We start from the raw sequence: 23089 nt of genomic DNA, 5'->3' as shown, positions 1-23089 counted from the left end.
TACGCTAGTTCGACGCGTGCTTCTCGACAAGCTCCCAGTCCGAAGCGGTGTAGTTCCCCATGTACCAGAGGGACACGCCCTTCAAACCGTAGTATTTGGCCAGCCAGATTTTTTTCTCTATGCTTTGTGTATCCTCGTAGTAAATCAGGTGTTTGCCCCGCTCATCTTGGAACTCCAGCTTCTTCAGCAGAAACGGCACGGACCAAGTCGCCTCTACGCCAGCCGAAGCGAGCCTTTTCTCCACGTCCGCTATCGTCGGTCTGAAGACCTTCCCCGTTACGCCGTTCGTATCGGTAATCCACTGGTTCGCCTGCTTCGAAACGCCAAGCACAAGCTTCTCCTTCGGGATCGATTGCAGCGCGGTTTGCACCGTTTCATTCACGAGCGGCAGCGGAGCCGAAGGCAGGAAGCTTTCGCTGTGCGTGAAATCATAAGCCATCAGGACGACCGTATCCGCAAGCTCACCGATCGCCTTCAAATCATAGCCTTTATAGTATTCGACAGGCGGAACCGCTACGGACAAAGTGTACTCGCCCAACTGCTCCTCCAGCTCACGCAAAAAGCTAACAAAATCCGGCGCGCTTTCCGCCTCCTTCAGCCCTTCGAAATCGAGATGTACCCCATTAAACGAGTACGCCGGGTCATTCAGCGTGGCAAGCAGCGATTCGATAAAAGCCTCTTGAGCCGGTTGATCCTTCAAAAACTCCTTCAAATTCGCGTTGTTATAAAACACCATCAGCTCTTTCGAAGCGCCGGCCTGATCGGCTGCATCAAGAGCTTCTCCGTATCCGGCGGGAACCTTGTACTCCGTTGTGCTCGTATTCAGCGATGCGGCGCTGCCCGCCCCGCCGTATTGCAAATTCGCCCAGCCGTAGATTACATGGGACATCTTATCGACTTGTTTAATGGCGGGATAAGACCCAAGCGCGTAATAGCCGGTAAAATCCGTCTTCTGTCCGGAGATGCGGCTGTCGAGCAGCCGGTAAATAACGGCAGCCGCCTGCTTCCGGTTCAGCGAATCCTTTGGTTTGAACCCGGTCGGGTCGCCTTCCATGATGCCGAGACGCACCGCGTAATACACATACGGCTGCATGCTCTCTTCGATGGCTCCCGCGTCTTTGAATTGACGGTTATCCCGCTCTTCCTCCCACTCCGCGGACAGCCAGCTCTCTTTCGCTTCCTCGTCCAGCGCCTGCAGCTGCGAAGTTCCGATCAGCATCGCGACTTCTTGTCTAGTAATCGTCTGAGCCGGATTCAGCTTGTCTTCTGAATCTAGCAGGCCCGTAAGCCATCCGTTCTCATAGGCGGCCGATATGTACGGGGCGGACCAGCGATCCTTAGCAACGTCATTTGGCAAACGCCCGGTATCCAATTCCATTTGAGATGAAGCGACGAGCAGCTTCACGAACGCTTCGCGCGACAGGCTCCCGGCCGGTCTATAGGTCAAATCCTCGTACCCGTCAATAATGCCGAGCGCGGACAAGGTATAAATGGCTTCCTTGGCATAATCGTCCCCGACATCCTTATAAGGCTTCAGCTGCGCTTCATAGGCGAACGCCTGGCTCGCGAACAACGTAAATAACGCCAGTACGACGACCGCAATTTTTTTCCCTCTCATCCTCTCTCTCCTTCCCATGCCCTTTCTAGTAGAAAGGGTGCCGAAAGTATAGACGAGGAATTGATAGAGTTAGTTGCGCCGCATCGGTGACATACCGACCAACTTTTTGAATAAAAGCAGCCAAAACAAAAAAGCAGCATATCGCTATGCTGCCTTCAAGGATTTGCAATGTAGAAAGGGCTATTCGCCCTGACAAACGAGAATGGAGAGACCTTGTTATGTTAGATTTGTAACTCCCCAAGCTTAATCAGCTCGACAACCGCTTGCGAACGACCTTTGACATTCAATTTTTGCATGACATTCGAAATATGGTTGCGAACGGTTTTCTCGCTGATGAATAATTGCTGCGCGATATCTCTTGTCGTTTTGTCCTGTACCAACAGCTCGAATACCTCTCGTTCACGATGAGTCAATAAAAACTTGCTTTTATGGTCGCTTCCCTTCAAAGTTTGTCACCCCTCCTTGCTCGGGTTTTTATGGTGTAACAAGGGCAAGGGATACAGTCAACTTATCATATGAAGGGGGCGAGTGGATGGTGCTGTATATGCATAAAATGGGCGCTCTAGAACTGCATTTTATTCCGACATTTCCGCATGCACGATGAGGCGGTGGGTTGGATTGATCAAAGGATCGCACGTAATGAGCGTCAGCCTTCTGTCCGTGTTATTGTAATTGAGAACCGACACGTCCGTCGGCTCCACAATCGAAATTTTATAGACGGTGTAGGTAAAGGTGTCTTCTTTCGTTTTGACGGTTATTTTATCGCCGACCTCCACCTCGTCCAGCCGATTGAACAGCCTTCCTTTGATCCGCATGCGGTGCGCGGCAATGGCGGCGTTGCCGATCTCGCCAATCGGCGCCGTCTCCTTCAAATGAACGGCCGCAACCTTCATATTTTTCTCCGTCGCGCCTTCCAGCACAGGAAGCTTAAGGTCGATGCTCGGAATGCTGATCGTGGCGATTGCGTTCAGCTTAGGCTGCTCCTCCGTCCCGGAAGCCGATGGCGAAGGCAGCTGTGACGGCCCTAGGGCGGGAGACGACGCGGATGGCGACTGCAAGCCGCCGGCTTCCTCCGCGAACAGATTGGTCAGCCCCTCATACTGCTCCACGGCTTCCTCCTCCGCCGTCTCGTTCATCAAGCTCTCCTCCCAGGCCGCAAGCAGCTTCTCCTCCTGCCGCTTGTCGTACCACTCGCTGGCCTTCGGATATAAAATAATCAATATGCCAATGACAATGAGACCATATGCTGCCGCTTTCTTCAATTCCCTCCTCCTAACTCTGCTTGATGCTTCGCAGTGAAAACCCATTTTTTACTGCCGTAAAAATTCAAAGGAACAATCAATAACGTCACGATGATTTTGGCGATCCACTCCCTTAATTGAAGCCATTCCGCCGCCAGCGCCAGCAGCAGGACGGACAAGCCGAGCATCGCGGCGTTCCATGCGAGGAACCGAAGCCCTCTCCGCCATTCGTCCTTCATTCGAACGGATGCCGCCCGGAATGTAAACGCTCTGTTCATCAGGTAGCTGTTCGCCATGCCCGCGCAGTACGCCGCTGTCTGGGCAAGCGCATAATGAACGTCCACGAGGACCAGAAGCATAAAGACGCCCATATCGATGAGCGTATTGAGTCCGCCAATGATACAGAATACGAAAAATTGTTTAAGCGAAGCGCGCCGCTCAGTTGTCAATGCTTCAGACATGCTGACTCTCCGGCTCCAAACGCTGCGGCTTTGGACCATTCTGTTCATGTTCCCCCTCTTCTCCCAGGAAGCCGCGGGCCTCCCGTACGATGTACAGCGGCCTGTTCTTCGATTCGTCGTAGATACGGCCAATATATTCGCCGATCACGCCGAGCAGTATCAGAATGATGCCGTTGAACAGGAGGTTCAAGGCGACGATGGTTGTCCAGCCGGTAACCGTCGTCTCCGTAAACAGGCGTTGGAAGATGACGATCAGCAGATAAAGAAAGCTCCCGATCGACAAAGTAAAGCCTAAGTAGCTGGCGATCTTAAGCGGCTTATACGAGAAGCTCGTAATGCCGTCCAGCGCAAAGCTGATCATCTTCTTCAGCGGGTATTTCGTCTCGCCGGCGAACCGCTCCTCGCGCACGTACTCGACGCTCGTCTGCCTGAAGCCGATCCAGCTGATCAAGCCCCGCACGAACCGGTTTTTCTCCTTCAAGCTTCGAAGCACGTCGCAGACCTTGCGGTCAATGAGGCGGAAATCGCCGGTGTCGAGCGGAATATCGACATTCGTCATGCTTTTGAGCAGCCTGTAGAAGGCAAGCGCGGTCACCTTCTTAAAGACCGTCTCCCCCTTCCGCTTGAGCCGCCGGCCGTATACAACCTCGTAGCCCTCCTTCCATTTGGCGATCATTTGAAGGATCACCTCCGGCGGATCCTGAAGGTCGGCGTCGATCACAACGATCGCGTCGCCTTGCGCGTAATCCATCCCTGCGGATATCGCGATTTGATGGCCGAAATTGCGGGAGAAATCGATAAGCCGCACATTCGGATCGTTGTCGCCGAACGACCGGATCAGCTCGGCGGAACGGTCCTTGCTGCCGTCGTTGACGAAGATCAGCTCATACGGCCTCCCCGCCGTATCCATGACGGCCTTCAGCCGTTTATACGTATGCTCAATGACTTCCTCTTCGTTATACATTGGAACGATGACACTATAATCGACACCGTTTGGGTTCATGGATAAAGCTCCTTTTAATGTGAATTAGAACACCCAGCTCGGGAACCAGCGAAGCAGCACATCGACATACCACTTCGGCACGGTCAGACCGGATAACGCCGGATAAAACAAGACGAACATCGCCGCGGCCGCGGCCGCGAAGACAATCCGAATCTTAACATACTGCGGATATTTCTCTTCGATCGCTTTGAAAACATAGACGATGCTTAAGATAAGGAAAGGCACCATCGCAAAATAATGATACAGGAAAGTCTCGCGCGGCACGAGCATCCATGGCACATATTGCGCAAGGAACGCGATCCATACCATATAGACGTGCTTATCTCTTCGTTTGACGCTGAGCCAAATCGTTGCCAGCATCATGAAGATGCCGAGCCACCAAATGATCGGGTTGCCCATCGCCACGATGGTGGACTTCAGCCCGCCAACCAAGCCGTCCCCGGAATAATACCAGACCGGCCGCTTCATGAATGGCCACTCCCACCAGGAAGACGAGAAGGGATGCGAGGAGACCAGATTGCTGTGGTACTCGTACATATGCACCTGATAATCGACTAGCGCCTTGAACGTGTAGCCGCCTTCCATGACCCTCAGCACCGGAATGTTAGATAAGGCGTAAATGGCGCCAGGGACGACGATGTAAAAGAGTAAACATGAAGCCAGCGTCGCGATCGTATACCGAGGAAAAACCTTTGTCATCCTCGCCAACGCGGCGGCGTCGAACGGCTCCAAGCCGTCAGACCGCCTTAGCATCCGCTTCGCAGCCGCATATTCTTTATACCGGTCCCATAAGGAAATGCCCAGCATCACGGCCAGCCCCGCCCCGCCGTAAAGCACGATCCATTTCGACGCGACGCCAAGGCCAAAAAACAGACCGGCTAGGCCAAGCGGCAGCAGCGTTGCAAGCAGCTTCGTCTTATAGAAGCTGAGCGACACATACTTGTTCATGAAATGGAACATCAGCATAATGAAAAATACGCCATACACATCGATCGTAGAGATTCGCGTCTGCGTAAAATGCATAAAGTCGACAGCCAGAAGTCCCGCGGCAAGCGCGGCGTAAGCCGTCCGTCCGAACAGTCTTCTCGCGGTCATATAAATGATCGGCACCATCAAAATGCCTAGAACCGCGCCGGATACGCGCCAGCCGAAGGGGCTTAAGCCAAAAAGCTTAATGCCGATCGCAATGATCAGCTTGCCAAGCGGCGGATGCGTATTTTCATAGGCTACGATGCCTTCGATATGCTCATAAGCCGTACGCGCATGATAAATTTCATCGAAATAGCTGCCCTTCATAAAGCTATGCTCGTACTGGGCTAGCTCCTGCTCGTCGAACAGGTTCGACACGGCTCCGCGCTTAGGCTCGCCCGCTTCTTCGTTATTCACAGCCTCTATAGGCAGCGGCTCTTTGCTGCCCGCTTCGAATACCGCCATTTCGTGGATCGAGAAGCCCGTCTGCGTTGCCGTAAGCTTGATATATCTCGCGTCGAGCGCAGCCGGATGAACCGACCAAGCAAATACGGCAACGTGGTTGCTGTCCACCTCAAGCGCATTGCCCCACTGGCCCGGCTCCGCCGCAAACTCCAGCTTATACTTCCCCGTGCCGACGCCGCCGAAGCTGGTGACCCGGTCCAGCGTCTTCACTTCGCCGAGATCGATATAGAAGCTTTGGCCTGATTGCGCCGGCTGCCACACGGTATCCGGAGCTTTCATCGAGCCGAGATTGACGAGCGCGACGATGGCGTAAACGGCCGTCAAGCTTCCCATCCAGATCCAGTCCTTGCGCCGGAGCTTATGTTTCCCCTTGTCTCCTTCCGTTTCGGGATGCTCCGCCTTAAAGCCGGACAGCGTCTGCTCATCTATCCTTCGCTTATCTCCCTCTTGAAGCGGCTCGAGCGCGAGCAAACGCCCGTTAACGTATCGGTCATGCCCGACATACAGCATATAGAGGAACAAAGCGATATTAATGATGGAACCAAGCAGGACGATACCGTCCTCCGGCACATCCGTCGTCGTTTTGCTGAAGGCGAGCACATAGCTCATATTGACGAAGTTCGTAATCGTAAATCCATAGAACAAATGCAGCAGCCTGCGGTCCAACGATTGAAGGAAGGCGAACAGGCTTAACAGCAGAATCGGAAACATATACCGTTCGTGCATTTTGGTTACGAACAGGAAAACGACCGAGATCAAGATCATCGCAATAAAGAAGGAACGGTCGGCAGGCTCCCGCTTTCTGCCCCTAAGACCGATTAAGACGGCAAGCGCAACCGCAACGAGGATGAACAAATTGCCCCATTGCCCGTAGCTCAAAAACAGCCACTTATCCGTCAGCGGCTTCCAGTTAGCCCCGTTCAGCGCGTAGACGTTAAAGGCGTTAAGCGTCGCGTACGGATAAGAGGATAACGTTCCTTTATACAGCTCGTATAGTCCCTTTAAGCCGCCGCTTCCCCAGAAATAAGGCAGAGCCAGCAAAATAAACGTCGCGAAGCCGTAGTACGCGCTTACCGCGAGATCCTTCCACTTCCTGCTGACCAACAGCGCGATGAGCAGCACCGGCATAAAGATGAACGCCTGCGGCTTAATTAACGCTGCGACCGCATACCAGACGGATGCTCTGCCGAAGCGCTTCTCCGCCATGCCGCTAACCGCAAGGACCAGCGTCAGCGCGAACACCGCATCGACTTGACCCCAAGCCGCCGAATCCAAGATCGCGGCAGGATTGAACAGCCACAGCAGCGCAAGGCCAATCGCGACGGGCGCCCCAAGCTTGTTGCGGGCGGCCCTGTACAGCACAGCCGCCGCGCCTAAGTCGGCAGCGATCGCCGGCAGCTTGTAAAGCAGCAGCTCCGCGGAGGAGCCGGAGACGATCCCGAACCAATCCTTCAAGTGACCAAGCACAAATAAGACATAAATATATCCCGGCGGGTAATCAACGAAGATCCCGGAGTGATAAAATCCGGCTATGCCTTCGCGGACGACTTGATCGGACCAAAAAATAAACAAGGCCACATCATTCTCATATCCGCCGTGACCGGCCGCGATATAGACTCGTAAAGCAAGCGCGGCCGCAAAGCTGACCGCAAGCAGCGCCGCCCCTCTTCTTCCCGGGCGCTCCAGCCAGCCGCGGTCACGGAACAGCTTCGCATGCGCGAACGCATAGAGCAGAGAAAATATAGCAGCGTAAATAAGCGTGCTTAGAATCGATACCTTTACCGGCTCTTCGGCTTCAGCGGAGCCTCCGACGCTGGTCGGTTCAAGCGAAAACACCTCTACGCCTTCCGGCGCGGCGGACACTTCTTCAACCGATAAATCATCGAACCATGCCTGTCCCGAATTAACGCTGCCATAGCCTCCAAGACTAGCTCCAAACAAAATTTTCTTCTGACCAGCGCCCGTTTTGCCGTAAAACTCCAAATACGCCCACTCGCCGTTCGTATCATGGAACTGAGGGTAATAAAGCGCTGAGCCGTCTATGTACAAATGCGCGCCTGATGCGCTCTCTTTCAGCCCTTCCGTCTTCACGTAACCGGAGAACCGGTACGTCATATTCGGCTTAACCTGAATTTCCTGCACGAGTCTGGCATGGTTGTCGCTCGCGCTATGTATAACCGCTGACTGTTCCCCGGAATAAGCGACTTCCCGGTCTACGCCGTAATCCGTTACCCCCTCGTCCTTCACCCAAGCTTCGATCGTCCAGCCGCTTGGCATTCCGTTCTCGGATTCCTCGAAATTTCCGTTTACGAGGAGATTGCCGGCTGCATAACCTTTCATGCCCGGCAGAAGCAAGAAGAGCAGGAGCAGCATGACGAATATACGGGGAAAGCCTTTGCCCATCTTTATCAACGTTCCCTTCTTTATCCATTAATAAGTACTTCCCTATGATAACACAAACTTACCTCCAATTTATCTAATGCCTCTATGGCGGTCAACGTTCTTTACAAAAAATTCCGCTGGTTCGGCCGTTACGGCGTTTCCGAACAAGCCATACAATGATTTATCATGCTGCTTGGCACCTTATTGGAGGGAAATATGACATGCACAAAATAACAATTTTAGGCACCAAACATTCGCTATATGTGAATGCCGCCGATTTGAAGGGCGCAAGCCTGATCAAGTATAAAGGCCGATCGCAGCCGCGGGTCGTGTATATATGGAGGGCGCTTGCCTCCAGACTGAAGCCGGATCTCGTAATCGACGCCGGCGTCAACTATGGCGAAATCGTCTTATCCGCCGTGTACCCCGCGCATGCGCCCATCACGGTCATTGACGCAAACGATTCGCTGCGCCCATACTTGCTCCGCTCCTTGAGGGAGCATCCGAACAGCAAGCAATTCCGGTATGTCCATGCGATCGCTTCCGACCAAAACCGCGATTCGGTTACCTTTTACATCGACACGGCCCGTTCCGGCGACTCCTCCGCTTATCATTTAGGAGATAAAGCGTTTGAAGAAGTGAAAGTTCCAAGCGTGACCGTCGACAGCTTAATCGGCAGCAGCGAAGCGCAAGACAAAACCTTGCTGTTCAAGCTCGACGTTGAAGGCTATGAATGGCAGGTGCTGCGCGGCATGAGCAGACTGCTTGAGGAATGCAGGGAAGCGGCCGGCTGCATAGAGTTCAATATGAGCTATCTGAAGGATAAAGGAGTGGATATCGGAGCGTATCTGCAATTTCTCGGCGAGCGCTTCCGCCTTTACGCGATTGGCCATGCCGGCAAGCTGACAGAAATAAAGGCTCCCTACCTCGAGCAGGCCAACGCCTATTTCGCGGAGGACCCTTCCTGCAACGACCTGCTTCTAGTGAAGAGCGCCGACACCTTAAACAGGCTGAAAAGATGAATACAACATAGAAGCTGTTCTTTCACAGCGCGACGCGCCATGAAAGAACAGCTTTTTATTTCGAGGCGATATACCTTTTGACCGTATCGACGAATTGCTTCGCCCGCACCTCATTCGTATGCTGCTGATGAATAAACGCATAGCCGGCCTGTGTGATTGCTTCCCGCTCCTCCGCTTCATTCGCGTAGTGCAGCGCCTTAGCTTTCAAATTGTCCTTCGTGCACGCGACAAAATTTACCCCGTCCCGGAACCCCAGCTCCTCGATGTCCCGGTTGCTCTCCGCCAGCATCAGCGTACGGCAGCCCGGCAGTTCAAAAAACTTGGCGACCGGAATTTGCAGCTTGCTTCCGCAGGTGAACGACATCATCGATTGGTTAAGCGCGGATGCGTATTTCTCATTAATGAACAAGCCCGGTCTTTGCGGCGTCGTATGTCCGGGATGCGAGAAATGGACGAAGCCTTCCTCCCCTTTCATCTGATTCAGCGCCTCTTGCCGGAAGGGATATCTCGGATCGAGCAATCCGGCCAGCGAATACCGGTATTTTTTCGGCAGCCCGTAATCTTTAATAATCTCAGGGTTGATGCCGAATGGCAGCCACACAAAACGCGACTCGCAGTCGGGAAACGCTTTGAGGAACGGATATTTGCTGGCCGAAAAAATTAAATCGGGCTTTCCAGTTTTGTTGAAATATGCTTTGCGGATTTGCGGCGCGTAATGAACGTCCAGCACGTAACAGCCGGTCGGGATCGAGACGGAAGGAAGCCCTGAAATTTTGGGAGCGAACGCGTGATGCCACTCGATATCATAATGAAAAATGAAATCCGGCGTAAAGTCGAGCGCGCCGAGAATATCATCAATATGCCCGTCTTGATGCCAGTACCGGACGTCGGCTTCCGCTTCGATCGCCGTTATCATATCGTACTTATGCTGATGCTTCGGCATCTTGTCGGCGAATTTTTTGGTCAAAATGAGCACCTTAAGCCGTCCGTTCATCCTTCCCCTCCCCCGCGCCGCATTTGATTCTCCAGCCACTGCTCGGGCGGAACATCGCGCAGCTTGCGCGCGGGGTTGCCCGCTACAATCGTTCGCGGCGGCACGTCTCGTGTTACGACGCTGCCGGCGGCCACAACGCCGTCGGGCTCGATAACCCTGCCCGGCAAAATAACCGCGTTCGCTCCAATTCTTCCGCCTCTCCTCACCGTTACGCCTTTGAACGCGCCGAAACGCGCTTCCGTCCGGGCCATATAATTGTCGTTGCTCGTCACAACGCAAGGTGCGATAAACACATCGTCCTCCAGCATCGAGAACGCGCAAATATAGCTGTTCGTTTCGAGCTTGCAGTTCGCGCCTATGCTGCAGTCGTTTTCAATCGCGGCGCCGCGGCCGACGATCGTCTTATCCCCGATTTCCACCCGCTCCCGAATCGTCGCCAGATCCGCCGCGAATACATGCTTGCCAAGACGCGCGCCGCGGTAAATGACAGCGCCTGTTCCAATGATGGCGCCTTCCCCGATCTCCGCCGGGGGAAGAGAGCTGCCCGCGATCGTGGCCGCCGAATTGACCGCCTTCATCGGAAGCTTGCCGATGACGGCGCGGTCATGGATTCGCGCGAATTTGCCGATGATCGTTCCGTCATAAATCACGACGTGATTCCCGATCACGGCTCCTTCGCCAATCGTTACGCCGCTGCCGATCACCGTATGCTGCCCGATGCTGATTTTTTCTTCCATGCTCATGGCTCTCAACCTTTCGCGTACCGTCTCAGTTTGTCGACGATATAGTCCTGCTGCTCCCTCGTAAGATGCGGCGACATCGGCAAGGCAAAGGAACGGCTGCATGCAAGCTCCGTAACCTTCAGATCGCCCCGTTTGTAGCCCAAATTGCTGAGCGCTTGCTGCAGGTGCAGCGGACACGGATAATAATGCCCGGTCGAAATGCCGTGGCGCTTAAGCTCCAGCGCCAGCCGATTCCGGTCCTTGCTCAGCGTGACATACAAATGATAGACATGACGGACGTCGCCGGAGACGGCGGGAGGAGCAAGCGGCAGTCCGCGCAGCTGTTCATCGTAATAGGCCGCCGCCGCCCGGCGCCTGTCGTTCCATTCCGTCAGCTTTGTAAGCTTGACCCGGAGCATGGCCGCCTGAAGGGCATCCAGCCTGCTGTTGTAGCCGACCGCTTCATGGTAATACTTCCGCCTGCTGCCATGATGGCACAGCAGCCGGATTCGGTCCGCCAGCTCTTCATTGTTCGTCACGACGATGCCGCCGTCGCCGTATCCGCCTAAATTTTTGGTCGGAAAAAACGAGATGCAGCCCACATCGCCGATGGAGCCGACGGGCCGTCCTTTGTAGGACGCGCCGATCGCCTGGCAAGCGTCTTCGATAATGAGCAGATTATGTCTTTCGGCGATCAGCTGGAGCGCGTCCATATCGGCGGGCTGGCCAAATATATGAACCGGCAATATCGCTTTCGTCCGCGCCGTTACCTTCGCTTCCACCTCGTCCGGGTTCAAATTGAAGGTGTCCGGATCGATGTCGGCGAACACGGGCACCGCCCCGCAGCGGACGATCGCTTCCGCTGTGGCGAAGAACGTAAACGCCGTCGTAATAACTTCGTCTCCCGAGCCAATTCCGGCGGCTTCGAGCGCCAGCGTTAAAGCATCGGTTCCGTTGGCGACGGAAATTGCGAATCGGGCGCCGGTTAGCGCCGCGATCTCCTTCTCCAGCGCTTCAACCTCCGGACCGCCAATATAGACGCCGCTTTCCAGCACCCGTTCCATCGCTTTCCCGATTTCCTGCTTCAGCTCGCCGTATTGCGCGTGCAAATCAATTAATGGGATATTCATATTCGTCACTCCATCCAAGCCATCTTGCTCATAGAAAATGTCTGCAGAGGCAGCTCCACGGTTTTCCCGCTTGCGATTGACCGGTATAGGGCCAGCACGATTTCATGCGTCGCAAGCGAGGATTCTGCCGCCGTGAGCGGAACGCTTCCCGTACGAATGGCGCTTATTAAATCACGGTACAACGGCGTATGGGAAATGCCGCCCGCCTGAGGCTGAGGGATTTCTCGATCCGCCTCCGATGAGGCTTCGAATTTCCAAACCGAAATGTCGTCCAGCAAAGCTCCTCCAAGCAGCACGGAGCCCCTCTCCCCGAACACGCCTAACGAGGTGCCGAGCGAGCTCGGATACACATGGGTCGAAGCTTCGATCATGCCGATCGCTCCGTTTTTGAACGTTAACACCGCCGCGCCTGTATTTTCGACGCCAATGTCCTGCCCGGACGCTGACGCGCGCGCATAGACCGAACGAACCGGGCCCAAAATCCACTGCAGCAAATCAATATAATGAATGCATTGATTCATGAACAGCCCGCCGCCTTTGCTCCAGGACTCCCGCCAAGGACTTTCCTTATAGTAGTCCAGCGGCCTCCTCCAGCGCATCGACACGACGCCATGCCCGATCGCGCCGAACCTTCCTTGCTCCGCCGCTTGCTTAACCGCCAGCATCTGGGGCAAATACCTCGCCTGAAACGAGACGGCTGCCACCAATCCTCTGCCCGCCGCCTCGTCGATGACTTCCCTCGCTTCCTCCATCGACAGAGCGAGCGGCTTCTCCGCCAGCACATGCTTACCCGCGCGCAGCGCTTGCAGCGCAAGTGACGCGTGGGAGTCGCTGCTGGAGGCGACGACGACCAAGTCGGCACCTGAATGCGCAAGCAGCTCTTCTACCGAAGCGAACCCGGCGACGTCCGGAAACGCCGTCTTGCGTACGGATTCCGTAAAGCTTTTTAGCCGCTCCGCGTTCAGGTCGTACAATCCGGCTAACGCCGCTTCGCCTCCAAGCTCTGTCAAAGAGGCAATATGCTTCTCTGCGATTTTCCCGCATCCGATTATCGCGACTCGAACAGCATTCATAACATGCCTCCTATCCTATCTGGTCTATCAGCTTCGACGCACCGTCTGCTCTTCAATATATGTGCAAATCTCTAGATTGCTATGGACGAATGCGAGACTCCGAGACAAAATGGACGGATTGCTGGTCGAATGGAGCGTTCAATCCGCCCCGGACCGGAATACGCTACTAGATAGGGAAAGGAGAAGATGATGGTTTGAAAATCGTTACAGTCGTCGGCGCCCGTCCTCAGTTCGTCAAGGCGGCGCCCCTAAGCAAGGCGCTGCGGAAGCATCATCGCGAAATACTCGTTCATACGGGCCAGCATTACGATCCGCTGTTATCGGAGGTTTTTTTCGAGGAGCTGGAGCTGCCGAAGCCGGATTACCATCTTGGCGCCGGTTCCGGCTCTCATGGCGTTCAGACCGCCAAAATGCTGGAGGGCATTGAAGCGGTTCTGCTAGGGGAGAAGCCAACGCTCGCGCTTGTGTACGGCGATACCAATTCCACGTTGGCCGGCGCTCTCGCCGCAGCCAAGCTTTCCATCCCGATCGTCCATGTCGAGGCGGGGTTGCGCAGCTTTAACCGGCAAATGCCGGAGGAGATTAACCGTATTATGGCAGATCATCTGTCCTCGCTGCTGTTTTGTCCGACTGACGAAGCGGTAACGAACTTAAAGCGCGAAGGCATTGAAAGAGGCGTGCATAAGGTCGGCGATATTATGTATGATGCCGTTCTCACTTATTTCCCTGTCGCGCAGGAGAAATCCCGCGTCCTTGAACGGCTCGGCTTGTCTCCGCGCGCCTATTGCGCGGCCACGATCCACCGCAAGGAAAACACGGATTCGCCGAAAGCGATGGAGCAGATTCTGAAAGCGTTGGCGCAGCTGGACTTGCCTGTGGTGCTGCCTTTGCATCCGCGGGCGCGGCATTTCATTCAGCAGTGGGGGCTGGAGCCGCTCTTGCATGCTCCGAATCTGAAAGTAACGGAGCCGCTCCCCTACTTGGACATGCTGAACCTGACAGGCAGCGCGGCTGTTGTGTTAACCGACTCCGGAGGCCTTCAAAAGGAGGCATATATGCTCAAGGTTCCCTGCTTGACGATACGGGGCGAGACGGAATGGGTAGAGACCGTGAAGCACGGCTGGAACCGCCTTGCCGCAGCGGATGACCGCTCCATTCTTGAGGCTTACGCGTCCATTGGCGTCCCTGACCGCCATCCTCCGATATTCGGAGACGGGCGTTCCGCGGATAGCATGTGCGAGCATATCGAGACATTCGCGGAAAGCTTGTAAGCAGGAAGTCAGTCATCCCGACCGTCCGATATAAGGGGCTCAGGGATGACTCTCTTACATAGCCGTTTCTCCCGTACTTTCCCCGAAAAAAAATGGCAGAGCCAGGACCGATCCTGAGCACTGCCATTACATCTTCAACTTAGCCCCTCATATAACGTCTTAAGCCGCTCTTCCATCCGTTCCCATCCATATTCTTCCTGCATAACCGCCCTCGCGCGGCGGCCCATCGCAGCAAGAAGCTCCCGGTCGTGATACAGCTTCGCGAATTGCTCCGCGTACGCGTCAGCCGAAGGCAATGGATTCGGAATGACGATCCCGCACTCCGCCTTGTTAATAACCGCACCCATAGCCGGCGCGTCATTGACGACAATCGGAACGCCGCTGTTCATCAGGCTGAATAATTTGTTCGGCAGCGCGTACTTCCGGTTGGGGGTGTTCAGCTTGAAATAGATGAAGCCGGCGTCGACGTCGTTCCATTGCTCGCCTAAGCTGTCATAAGAAGCCCATCCGTACTCAATTCGAGGATCGGCTTTAAATTGCCTTTCGAGATTCATCCGCTCCGAGTTTACGGTGATCATAATTTTCCCCAATATTTTGAAGCGGACATGCAGCCCCGCATCCGTCATTTTATTCAAAATATCCAGCATTCTATAGGGATTGCCCTTCTCCCTCGTAATCTGGCCCTCATAGCCGATTGTAAAAGGGCGTTCCGCGGAAAACGGAGGGGGCGCGGCTTCTTTCGAAGGGTCAGCGCCAAGCCTTGGCGAGTTATAGATTAGGGTGACCGGCACCTGCGGGTAACGGCTCGCATAGATGGACGCGATGCTGTCGGACACGGTGATCAGCCGGTCCGTCTCCTGCATGAGCGCCCGCAGAAGTGAGGTGTCGGCTTCCAGTTCATGCGCGTCGAACACGACCTTCACGTCTTTCCCCTGCTTCCGCAGCGCCCGTTTGGCCTGAACGGCCTCGTATAACGTTTCCGGCTCATGCGCGTGATAGACATCGGCGCCAATTCCGATCGCCTTATCCATTAGCGCATCCAGTCGATAATGAAGCGTTCCGCCATAAATATCCTGCAGCATAGCTTTCGGATTGGGGGGCGCGATTCGGGCCCGGTAGGTCACCACATGAACGCCATGATGCATAAAAGCTTCGGGCTTGAACTCCGTATTGCGCAGAGGCGACCGGTTCACATCCAGAAGTCTGCCGTCGAATCTTGGCGCCATCACGACAACTTCATGGCCTAACGCCGCCAAACTGCGCGCCTCCTTCTGAAACACTCGTACGTCCAGGAAGGAGTGCCGCCGGATCAGCTTACATATTTTCATAGTCTCCAGCTCCACCTGCGCCGAGCCTTACGATTTTCGCTTTTCCGCTGCCGGCAGGCTGATGGCGGAGCACGTTCCTCGTGTCGTAGATCAGCCGCGCATGCTCGGTCAACATCGTGAGCGGTATGCCGCTATGATCGGTCGCGATGACGACGGCATCCATGCTTGCAAGCAGCTCCGGCGTAAGCTCCGAGCTGTACAGCAAGGAATCTCCGAGCTTCAGCTTGGGAATGTAAGGATCATGATAATAGACGTTTGCGCCTTCCAGCCGAAGCAGCCTTATAATATCGATGGAAGCCGATTCCCGATAGTCGGCGATATCCCGCTTATAGGCTGCTCCGTAAATGAGAATGCTGGCGCTTGACAGCGATTTTGGAAGAAGCGCATGTCGTACCTGCTGGGCAACATAGAGCGGCATTTTATGGTTTACCGCGTTGGATAAGCCGATAAATTCAGCGTTCATCCCGTATTGCTTCACTTTCCATAGCAGATAAGAGGGGTCTACCGGAATGCAATGCCCGCCGATACCGGGACCGGGATAATAGGGGGTAAAACCAAACGGCTTCGTCGCGGCCGCATCGATCACTTCCCATACATCCAAGCCCAGCTTATCGCAGATCATCGCGATTTCGTTAATGAACGAAATGTTAACCAGCCGATGGGCATTCTCCAATATTTTTGACATTTCCGCCGTGTCCGTCGATGAGACGGGGTGAATTTGGGGGAAGACCTCGCCATATAACTGGGAAATCCGCTCCAGACACTCAGGGGTAACGCCGCTGACGATCTTAGGAATGAGCTCAAGCGGATACTTCTGATTTCCGGGATCGACGCGTTCGGGCGAATAGGCGACATAAAATTGTTTTCCCACTTTTAAGCCCGATCTTTCGAGAAGCGGCAGAAGGACCTCGCGCGTTGTACCGGGATAGGTCGAGCTTTCGAGCACAACAAGTTGTCCTTCTTTGAGCTGCTCCGCAACCTGGGACGCGGCTGCCGTCAAATAACTGAGATCAGGAGTCCCATAGTCCGTAAGCGGTGTCGGTACGCAGATGATTATGGAATCCGCGGCCTTGATCGCGCTATGCTGGCTTGTAGGGAGGAATCGGTCCGACCCGATCGCTTCCTTGATTTTATCATGCTCGATTTCATGGTTATAGCTTATGCCCCGGTGAAGCATTTCTATCTTGGAACCGTCAGGATCGATTCCAAGGACGCGAAACCCCTTGCTGACGAGCAGCAACGCGAGCGGAAGGCCGACATATCCAAGCCCTAGGACGGCCACTGTCTTATACTCATTCGCGTCTTTTTGCAACTGTTCGGTCATGAGAAAATATCTCGCCTTCTTTCCAGCCAATTTTTGAAAAAGCTAGAATACTATATGACGAGTTGCCCCTTATGGAATGGACGAATTGTCCCCGGCACAGGAAAGGGCTGACCTCCTAAAGAGATCAGCCCTTGGCCTGAAATACTATTCGAATAGACGATGTCTTCGATGCGTTGTCGTGGATTGAATAATGCCATCGCCCGCATAATTCGTTTTGGCTGCGGGAAATACCCTCTCAACCATCGCGTTAAACTCCATGACATAATTTTGAACCGGATAACCAAGCACCGCGTCATTCATATAGGCATTCATCCGGCCGACGAATTCGGGATTGGCCGAAATGTAAATATGTCCGATCTGCGGATACATGTCTTTGACAACGCCTGCGATTTGGGCCTTCAGCTCTTCGCTGAGCTTCTCTTCCCCGGTGGAGAGGCTGCTCATCCGTTTGCCGGCAGCGGCTCCGTCCCTTCCGAGGAAGCCCATGTTCGTGCGGCTCATCATTTTCGCATTGCCTTGGTTGCCCGTGTCATGTAGTGATACGGCGACGTAAGCATTTTTGTCCGCGAGCATCACATAAGACGCCCGTACTTGACCAATCGTTTTAATGCGGTCCGCGGCTTCACTACTCATTTCCAATCGATAATTTTTATGAGAACCAACCAAATTATTATTATGAGCTTGATTGCCGGATACTCGGTTACGTTCATTCATCATATCGTTCGCGAATCGTTTATCCCGGGCAATATTGCCGAAGGCGTCATACCGCACCTGGTTTGTTTTTAAATTTTTATTGCCGAGATCCCCCTGATTCTCCATTCCGCAGCCGGTCAGCATCGTTCCCAGCAGCACGCCGGCAGACAGCAAAGCCCATTTATTGCGCATGAACAAGTTCCTACCTCCTTTATGATGCAATTCATGAACCGTTTTTAGGGTTTGCTTTTGAATCGGGGGCTATTCGCCCTGGGTGATGTCAAAATTATTGATAAAACGGGGCTTGATGTAGATCGCATAGTTTTCACATTTGTTAATTTTGGTTAATCTATCACAACATATCACCATGCCCAATTTTCATAATATCCTCTTTTAGTCGATGCATAATTATTCATTCATTTTTATGGCTTACTTCCGTAACATCACAGCTTAAGATCATGAATAATCTGAAACTAAATAATATAAAATATTTATGTTACAAATCGCCGGAGAACGTCGGCGTCCCGGCATTGATTTCCCGTATCGTCCGTTAGATCAACAAGCGCCGTCGGAATGGCGAAGAAGGTGTATGATTTCACGCCACCGTACGCCCCGATTGCTAACCCTTCGATCTAACGGTGTACACGTAACCGTGACATACCCCTCGATGCTTAAATTTATACCGTCCTCTAACTTTAAGTCCCCATTATCATCGCTCAGCTTCCTGTAAAAATCGATATCTTCAACCTCCCAGCTGTTTCGTCAACTCATATATCATTGAATTTAAATGTCTGATGTCTTCGTTTCCGCGCGTACCGACGATGAACGGAATGACAGTCGGATCCTCGGAATGATTGATTGGATAGCCGCGGCATATTCATAGATAGATCGGCACGGATCCCCATGCATCGCGTCGCTTCTCTGGCTTACCGTATCTTCCATCCAGGTGGTCAAGCCGTCCTCAGCCATCTTTCTCCATGGACAAATCCGTTTCCAAGTAAATTCGCTTGAAACGAATGTTCTCTCACCGTCATCCCACGCACACACATATACTTCACGAAGACGATCTGTCAACTTGGGAAACGCCGCCATGTGAATCGTACCAGAAGCCTTCATGATGCATCCGCCGTATGCCAGCCTGTCGAGATCAGCAGCGCAATAATTCCGAAAAAAATCAGAAATATCACCCAATCAAATGCACTCGCCACCGCTTGCATGACGATTGCCGCCCCGTAAACAAGAATGGCCCAAATGACGAGCGGAAATGGCATGAATGCACATAGCCGACTTTAACCACCTGGAGGACTTCGAAGCCCGAATGCTATCGGGGACCCTGTCTTACACCGATCATAATTCATGCGACTATGAAGGCGGTTATATCGACGTAAAAACCGTTAATTTACGTTTTTTAGAGCAGGCCGCTGTCAAAGGGAGCGAACCGACGCGCGCTTCGTTTATCGGTTCCAAGGCCGTGTATTCCAAAGTGGCCGATTTAGACAAGCTGATCGAACAAATTCCCGTTTATCCCGAGGGAAACCGGATCGAGAACATCAGGGATTTCCAAGCCCAAGTCATGTTGTACGCCTATTATTTTGCAGGAGAGGCCGCCAAGGATGATAATCTCTATTTGCTGACACATGTCGCCAGCAACCTCGTATTATTCGGCAGCCGTATTATTCTTGCGCATAACCGCATTCTGTTCCCATGCCACAAAAAGATGATGAGCGCCGTTCAGAATGCCCCGGAGAAACCGGAGCGGTTCGTTAGCATGGCACGCAATCTTCTTGACAAGCCGACGACACAAAAATGCATGGAGCTTGCGCAAGAAATTCTAACCTTTCGCCGTTTGGAATTGCCGCACGAACAGGCGCTTAGTTTGTTCGTGCGGAATAACGAATGGAATTGGCAAGACCATGCTCCACCATTACAAGACCGCTAAGTTCTCGGGACGAGCGAACTACATAGGCAGGAAAAAACAAAAAGCGTGGGAGCCAGGGAGGAAGAGCCCTGCTCTCACGCTTTTCCATGCGACTAAAGCGTCAGTCCGCCGTCGACCGCGACGATGGAGCCCGTCATGTAGCTGGATTTGCCGTTTGCCAGAAATACGACCATCTCCGCGAGCTCGGAAGGGTCGGCGAAACGGCCCATTCGCATGTTCGGGAACTCCTCGGGCATATAGCCGCTGTCCTGCATCATCGCGGGAACGGCTTGCGTAAGCGGCGTGTCTACGCCGCCCGGACAAATTGCATTGACTCTAACGCCTTTCTTCACGTATTCGATCGCGGCGGCCTTCGTCAATCCGATTACCGCATGTTTGCTTGCGGTATAGACCGCCATGCTGTGTTCGGCGCGAAGACCGGCGGTCGAAGCCGTATTGATGATCGAACCATAGCCTTGTCTGGCCATTACCTTCAGGACATGTTTAAGGCCCAAGAACGCGCCCCGGACGTTCACGCTCATAATTCGTTCGTATTCGGAGAGCTCGATGTTCTCCAGCAAAGAGAACTTCTGCAGGACGCCGGCATTGTTCACGAAGGCATCGATCCGGCCGTATGCTTCGACCGCCGCTCCCACGTACCGTTCGACGTCCTCGTTCTTCGATACGTCTGCTTGCACGAACAGCCCCTCCCCGCCTTGCTCGCGGACTAGTCGCAGCGTCTCCTCGCCGGTTGCCGCGTTATAATCAACGACGACCACCTTGAAACCTGCCTCTGCCAGCTTAAGCGACGAGGCTCGTCCTATACCGCCTCCCGCTCCCGTTACGATGGCTACGGACTCGCCGGGAGCCGAAAATAAAGCTTTCGGAGGAGATACGGCGGTTATTGTCTCACCAGCTGCTTCGGCAGTCTCATCGGCCTGTCCGTTAAGAAGCGCCAAGTCGGCCGCGATTGCGCGAATCAGCTCTTCGGACATATTCGCCTGCGGAATGGCCGACAGCTGCTTCATCGACAACCCTTTTCCCATGCTGGCCATAGGATTCGTCGATATGCCCGGCAGATGCTTTTCCAGTACGGCCGCAGCCTTCGCGTCTGCCAGAAGATCGCCTAATTTCGAGTTTTCGTTAAACATTCCATTCCTCTCCTCTCGATTCCGGAAGTTCTCCTTCTACCTGAACTGCCTCATTGAGCTGCTTCAGCAAGTAGCCGAGCGTCTCCTCCGTCATCTGTCCGCCGGCGAATGCAAGCAAGGCCCTTAGCGGCATATATTTCATCATCGCGCCCATCATTTCTTCGGAGACGGCATCCGATGGCGCCGCCGATTCAGGAGCCATGCCTTGCAGCTGGGCAAGAATGGGCGCCGTCTTCGGGTTCGCCATCAGCTCACCCAGCGTCGTGTTGCGATGAAAGCTTGGCACGATGTCCGTCGTAGACCGCACCTTCACGACCTCGCTTAGCATAATTGCGCGAGACGAGCCTCCGACGGCTACTTCGTATTCACCCGTCTCCACATGCCAATCCTTCAAAGCCGTGTCGTAATAGGCGAAACTTCTCTTGTCCAAGGTGAAATGAACGATTTTCTCTTCACCAGGCTCCAGCGAGACTTTCGCGAAGCCTTTGAGCTCTTTCTCCGGTCGAATGACACTCCCGTTCCGGCTCTTAATATAGAGCTGCACGATCTCCTTCCCAAAGCGCTGCCCCGTATTCTTCACGGTTACGCTCACTTGTGTGGTCTCGCGGTCGGTTATCTCGCTTCGATCCAGCTGAAGGCCGGAGTACTCGAATGTCGTATAGCTGAGGCCGTGACCGAACGGGAACAAGGGCTCGATATCCTTCGCGTCGTAATACCGATAGCCGACGAACAACCCTTCGCGGTATTCGGTCCGGTCGCCTTCGCCCGGAAAGAACGGATGCGACGGAGTGTGTCCCAGACTCTGCGGGAATGTCTCCGCCAGCTTGCCCGAAGGGTTCGCCTCGCCGAACAACAGGTCGGCGATCGCCCCGCCTAACGCTTGACCGCCCAAGTAAGCCTCGAGAACGGCCTTCGCTTTGCCCAGCCATGGCATGACGACAGGCGCGCCATTGCTCAGGACAACGACGATATTCGGCTGAACGGAGGCGATCTGTTCGATAAGCTCGATCTGATTGGCAGGCAGGTTCAAGTGCGTGCGATCGTAGCCCTCCGATTCGTATCGGTCTGGCAAGCCGACGAACAATACCGCCGTATCGGCCTCAGCAGCCGCCTGCTTCGCCTCGTTTAGCAGCGCTTCGTCGCCGGCATCGCTCTCCAGCCAGTAGCCTTGCGAATACCGGATCGCAGCGCCGCCCGCGGACTTCCCGATCTCGTCCCGTATACTGTCGAGTCTCGTCGGGTTAATGTGGGAGCTGCCGCCGCCTTGATAGCGGACTTGCTCGGCCATCGCTCCGATAATCGCCAGCTTGCCCGAAGGGCTGAGTGGGAGAAGATCATCGTCGTTCTTAAGCAGTACCATCGATTCCCGGGCGATTTCGCGGGCAAGCCGGTGATGAGCTTCCTTGTCATAGACGGCACCTTCTCTCCGGTTATCCACGACTTTGAATATGACGTTCAATAGACGCTCAACCGCCCGGTCGAGCGCCTGGGCGGACAGCTCTCCGCTTTCTACCGCCGCTATGATTTTCCTCTCGCCAATACCATGGCTCGATGGCATCTCCAGTTCCATGCCTGCTGCCACGCTTGCAGCGGCCTCATTCACAGCGCCCCAGTCCGAGACGACGATTCCCTCATGTCCCCATTCTTCTTTCAGAATGGAGGTCAGCAGCGTTTCGTTTTCGGAGCAATAGGTGCCGTTCAAGCGGTTGTAGGCCGACATGACGGTCCATGGCTGCGACTTCTTGACCGCGATCTCGAAGCCGGTCAAATAAATTTCCCTGAGCGTACGTTCGTCGACCACGGCATCCGTGGTCATCCGCCGATGCTCCTGATTGTTGACGGCGAAATGTTTGAGCGACGTTCCGACGCCTTGGCTTTGCACGCCTTCGATATGCGCGGCCGCCAGCTCCCCTGTTAAATAAGGATCTTCCGAAAAGTATTCGAAGTTCCTGCCGCAGAGCGGCGAACGCTTAATATTGGCGCCGGGTCCGAGCAGGATCCCTACGCCCTCTGCCTGACTTTCCTTGCCAAGCGCCTCCCCCACCTTGCGTAAGAGTTCTCGGTCCCAGGAGCTGGCCATCCCCGCAGCGGTCGGGAAGCAGGTAGCCGGCGCGCTTTCGTTCAGTCCCAGGTGATCAGCTTCGCCGGCTTGCTTGCGCAAGCCATGCGGGCCGTCGGTCATCAGGATCGAAGGTATCCCCAGACGCTCGATCGCTTTCGTTGTCCAGAAGTTTTCTCCCGAGCAAAGACTTGCCTTTTCCTCCAGCGTCATGGCTGCAACGATTTCTTTTATTCGTTCTGTGGTCATATGATCCTCCGTTACA

At 54.2% G+C, this 23089-nt stretch carries 18 protein-coding genes; 3 read left to right on the top strand and 15 right to left on the bottom strand.

The genetic code is table 11. The annotated features are described in order from the left end of the window. Positions 1 to 4: 4 nt before the first annotated feature. From D3P08_RS13405 to D3P08_RS13380, 6 genes are all read right to left on the bottom strand, one after another. On the bottom strand, positions 5 to 1618 hold the full coding sequence (locus D3P08_RS13405; protein WP_119600192.1) for a glycosyl hydrolase family 18 protein: 1614 nt from the start codon (positions 1616 to 1618) through the stop codon (positions 5 to 7). 221 nt (positions 1619 to 1839) lie between these two features. Further along, complete coding sequence (locus tag D3P08_RS13400; protein WP_006040330.1) at positions 1840 to 2064, bottom strand: helix-turn-helix domain-containing protein; 225 nt, start codon at positions 2062 to 2064, stop codon at positions 1840 to 1842. A 129-nt stretch (positions 2065 to 2193) separates the two neighbouring features. Continuing rightward, positions 2194 to 2880, bottom strand: a complete 687-nt coding sequence (locus D3P08_RS13395) for a class D sortase (RefSeq protein ID WP_240647493.1) — start codon at positions 2878 to 2880, stop codon at positions 2194 to 2196. Further along, positions 2877 to 3320 carry a GtrA family protein gene (locus D3P08_RS13390; RefSeq protein ID WP_162848467.1) on the bottom strand — a complete coding sequence of 148 codons (444 nt, stop codon included), beginning with the start codon at positions 3318 to 3320 and terminating at the stop codon, positions 2877 to 2879. Before D3P08_RS13390 ends, D3P08_RS13395 begins: the two co-directional genes overlap by 4 nt. After that, complete coding sequence (locus D3P08_RS13385; protein WP_119600189.1) at positions 3313 to 4323, bottom strand: glycosyltransferase family 2 protein; 1011 nt, start codon at positions 4321 to 4323, stop codon at positions 3313 to 3315. Before D3P08_RS13385 ends, D3P08_RS13390 begins: the two co-directional genes overlap by 8 nt. A 24-nt stretch (positions 4324 to 4347) precedes the next feature. Then, positions 4348 to 8160, bottom strand: a complete 3813-nt coding sequence (locus tag D3P08_RS13380; protein ID WP_119600188.1) for a phospholipid carrier-dependent glycosyltransferase — start codon at positions 8158 to 8160, stop codon at positions 4348 to 4350. A gap of 200 nt (positions 8161 to 8360) precedes the next feature. On the opposite strand from D3P08_RS13380, the gene D3P08_RS13375 reads away from it, so the two are divergent. Next, positions 8361 to 9161 (top strand): FkbM family methyltransferase, encoded by an 801-nt coding sequence (locus tag D3P08_RS13375; RefSeq protein WP_162848466.1) that lies wholly within the window; start codon positions 8361 to 8363, stop codon positions 9159 to 9161. Between the two features lie 55 nt (positions 9162 to 9216). Here the strand turns inward: D3P08_RS13375 and D3P08_RS13370 are convergent, their stop codons facing one another. From D3P08_RS13370 to D3P08_RS13355, 4 genes are read right to left on the bottom strand one after another with little or no spacing between them, the layout of a single operon-like run. Next, positions 9217 to 10155 carry a glycosyltransferase family protein gene (locus D3P08_RS13370; RefSeq protein ID WP_119600186.1) on the bottom strand — a complete coding sequence of 313 codons (939 nt, stop codon included), beginning with the start codon at positions 10153 to 10155 and terminating at the stop codon, positions 9217 to 9219. Beyond that, positions 10152 to 10892 carry an N-acetyltransferase gene (locus D3P08_RS13365; RefSeq protein WP_119600236.1) on the bottom strand — a complete coding sequence of 247 codons (741 nt, stop codon included), beginning with the start codon at positions 10890 to 10892 and terminating at the stop codon, positions 10152 to 10154. The genes D3P08_RS13370 and D3P08_RS13365 overlap by 4 nt, the downstream gene beginning before the upstream one ends. An 11-nt stretch (positions 10893 to 10903) precedes the next feature. Beyond that, positions 10904 to 12007 (bottom strand): DegT/DnrJ/EryC1/StrS family aminotransferase, encoded by a 1104-nt coding sequence (locus D3P08_RS13360; protein ID WP_119600185.1) that lies wholly within the window; start codon positions 12005 to 12007, stop codon positions 10904 to 10906. 5 nt (positions 12008 to 12012) lie between these two features. Then, positions 12013 to 13080, bottom strand: coding sequence for a Gfo/Idh/MocA family protein (locus D3P08_RS13355; protein WP_119600184.1), 1068 nt, complete (start codon positions 13078 to 13080; stop codon positions 12013 to 12015). Between the two features lie 194 nt (positions 13081 to 13274). Between D3P08_RS13355 and wecB the strand changes: the two genes are divergently transcribed. Further along, complete coding sequence (wecB, locus tag D3P08_RS13350; protein WP_119600183.1) at positions 13275 to 14351, top strand: non-hydrolyzing UDP-N-acetylglucosamine 2-epimerase; 1077 nt, start codon at positions 13275 to 13277, stop codon at positions 14349 to 14351. Between the two features lie 134 nt (positions 14352 to 14485). Here the strand turns inward: wecB and D3P08_RS13345 are convergent, their stop codons facing one another. The 3 genes from D3P08_RS13345 to D3P08_RS13335 form a co-directional block, all read right to left on the bottom strand. Next, on the bottom strand, positions 14486 to 15679 hold the full coding sequence (locus D3P08_RS13345) for a glycosyltransferase (RefSeq protein ID WP_119600182.1): 1194 nt from the start codon (positions 15677 to 15679) through the stop codon (positions 14486 to 14488). Next, the gene (locus tag D3P08_RS13340; RefSeq protein ID WP_119600181.1) at positions 15666 to 17003 is read right to left on the bottom strand and encodes a nucleotide sugar dehydrogenase; all 1338 of its coding nucleotides are present in this window, start codon (positions 17001 to 17003) and stop codon (positions 15666 to 15668) included. The genes D3P08_RS13345 and D3P08_RS13340 overlap by 14 nt, the downstream gene beginning before the upstream one ends. 144 nt (positions 17004 to 17147) lie before the next feature. Then, positions 17148 to 17888, bottom strand: coding sequence for a YhcN/YlaJ family sporulation lipoprotein (locus D3P08_RS13335; protein WP_147381805.1), 741 nt, complete (start codon positions 17886 to 17888; stop codon positions 17148 to 17150). Between the two features lie 1126 nt (positions 17889 to 19014). Here D3P08_RS13335 and D3P08_RS13325 point away from each other — a divergent pair. Then, a complete protein-coding gene (locus D3P08_RS13325) occupies positions 19015 to 19635 on the top strand; it encodes a hypothetical protein (RefSeq protein ID WP_119600178.1) in 621 nt (206 codons plus the stop codon). Positions 19636 to 19727: 92 nt separating this feature from the next. On the opposite strand, the gene D3P08_RS13320 is transcribed toward D3P08_RS13325, so the two are convergent. Then, positions 19728 to 20519 carry an SDR family NAD(P)-dependent oxidoreductase gene (locus tag D3P08_RS13320; RefSeq protein WP_240647499.1) on the bottom strand — a complete coding sequence of 264 codons (792 nt, stop codon included), beginning with the start codon at positions 20517 to 20519 and terminating at the stop codon, positions 19728 to 19730. A 238-nt stretch (positions 20520 to 20757) separates the two neighbouring features. Further along, a complete protein-coding gene (locus tag D3P08_RS13315) occupies positions 20758 to 23073 on the bottom strand; it encodes a beta-glucosidase (RefSeq protein ID WP_119600177.1) in 2316 nt (771 codons plus the stop codon). Positions 23074 to 23089 lie beyond the last annotated feature (16 nt).

Source organism: Paenibacillus nanensis (assembly GCF_003583765.1).
Classification (GTDB): Bacteria; Bacillota; Bacilli; order Paenibacillales; family Paenibacillaceae; genus Pristimantibacillus; species Pristimantibacillus nanensis.
The sequence above is the reverse complement of the archived record's forward strand: the minus strand, read 5'-3'. Positions and strand labels throughout refer to the sequence as shown.

Bases quoted from the DNA above. Each gene is read 5' to 3' on its own strand.
- D3P08_RS13355 (WP_119600184.1), bottom strand. From the start codon at position 13,080: ATGAATGCTGTTCGAGTCGCGATAATCGGATGCGGGAAAATCGCAGAG.
- D3P08_RS13345 (WP_119600182.1), bottom strand. From the start codon at position 15,679: ATGAAAATATGTAAGCTGATCCGGCGGCACTCCTTCCTGGACGTACGA.
- D3P08_RS13375 (WP_162848466.1), top strand. From the start codon at position 8,361: ATGCACAAAATAACAATTTTAGGCACCAAACATTCGCTATATGTGAAT.
- D3P08_RS13335 (WP_147381805.1), bottom strand. From the start codon at position 17,888: ATGCGCAATAAATGGGCTTTGCTGTCTGCCGGCGTGCTGCTGGGAACG.
- D3P08_RS13370 (WP_119600186.1), bottom strand. From the start codon at position 10,155: ATGAACGGACGGCTTAAGGTGCTCATTTTGACCAAAAAATTCGCCGAC.
- D3P08_RS13390 (WP_162848467.1), bottom strand. From the start codon at position 3,320: ATGTCTGAAGCATTGACAACTGAGCGGCGCGCTTCGCTTAAACAATTT.
- D3P08_RS13325 (WP_119600178.1), top strand. From the start codon at position 19,015: ATGCTATCGGGGACCCTGTCTTACACCGATCATAATTCATGCGACTAT.
- D3P08_RS13380 (WP_119600188.1), bottom strand. From the start codon at position 8,160: ATGGGCAAAGGCTTTCCCCGTATATTCGTCATGCTGCTCCTGCTCTTC.
- D3P08_RS13405 (WP_119600192.1), bottom strand. From the start codon at position 1,618: ATGAGAGGGAAAAAAATTGCGGTCGTCGTACTGGCGTTATTTACGTTG.
- D3P08_RS13360 (WP_119600185.1), bottom strand. From the start codon at position 12,007: ATGAATATCCCATTAATTGATTTGCACGCGCAATACGGCGAGCTGAAG.
- D3P08_RS13315 (WP_119600177.1), bottom strand. From the start codon at position 23,073: ATGACCACAGAACGAATAAAAGAAATCGTTGCAGCCATGACGCTGGAG.
- D3P08_RS13340 (WP_119600181.1), bottom strand. From the start codon at position 17,003: ATGACCGAACAGTTGCAAAAAGACGCGAATGAGTATAAGACAGTGGCC.
- D3P08_RS13385 (WP_119600189.1), bottom strand. From the start codon at position 4,323: ATGAACCCAAACGGTGTCGATTATAGTGTCATCGTTCCAATGTATAAC.
- D3P08_RS13365 (WP_119600236.1), bottom strand. From the start codon at position 10,892: ATGGAAGAAAAAATCAGCATCGGGCAGCATACGGTGATCGGCAGCGGC.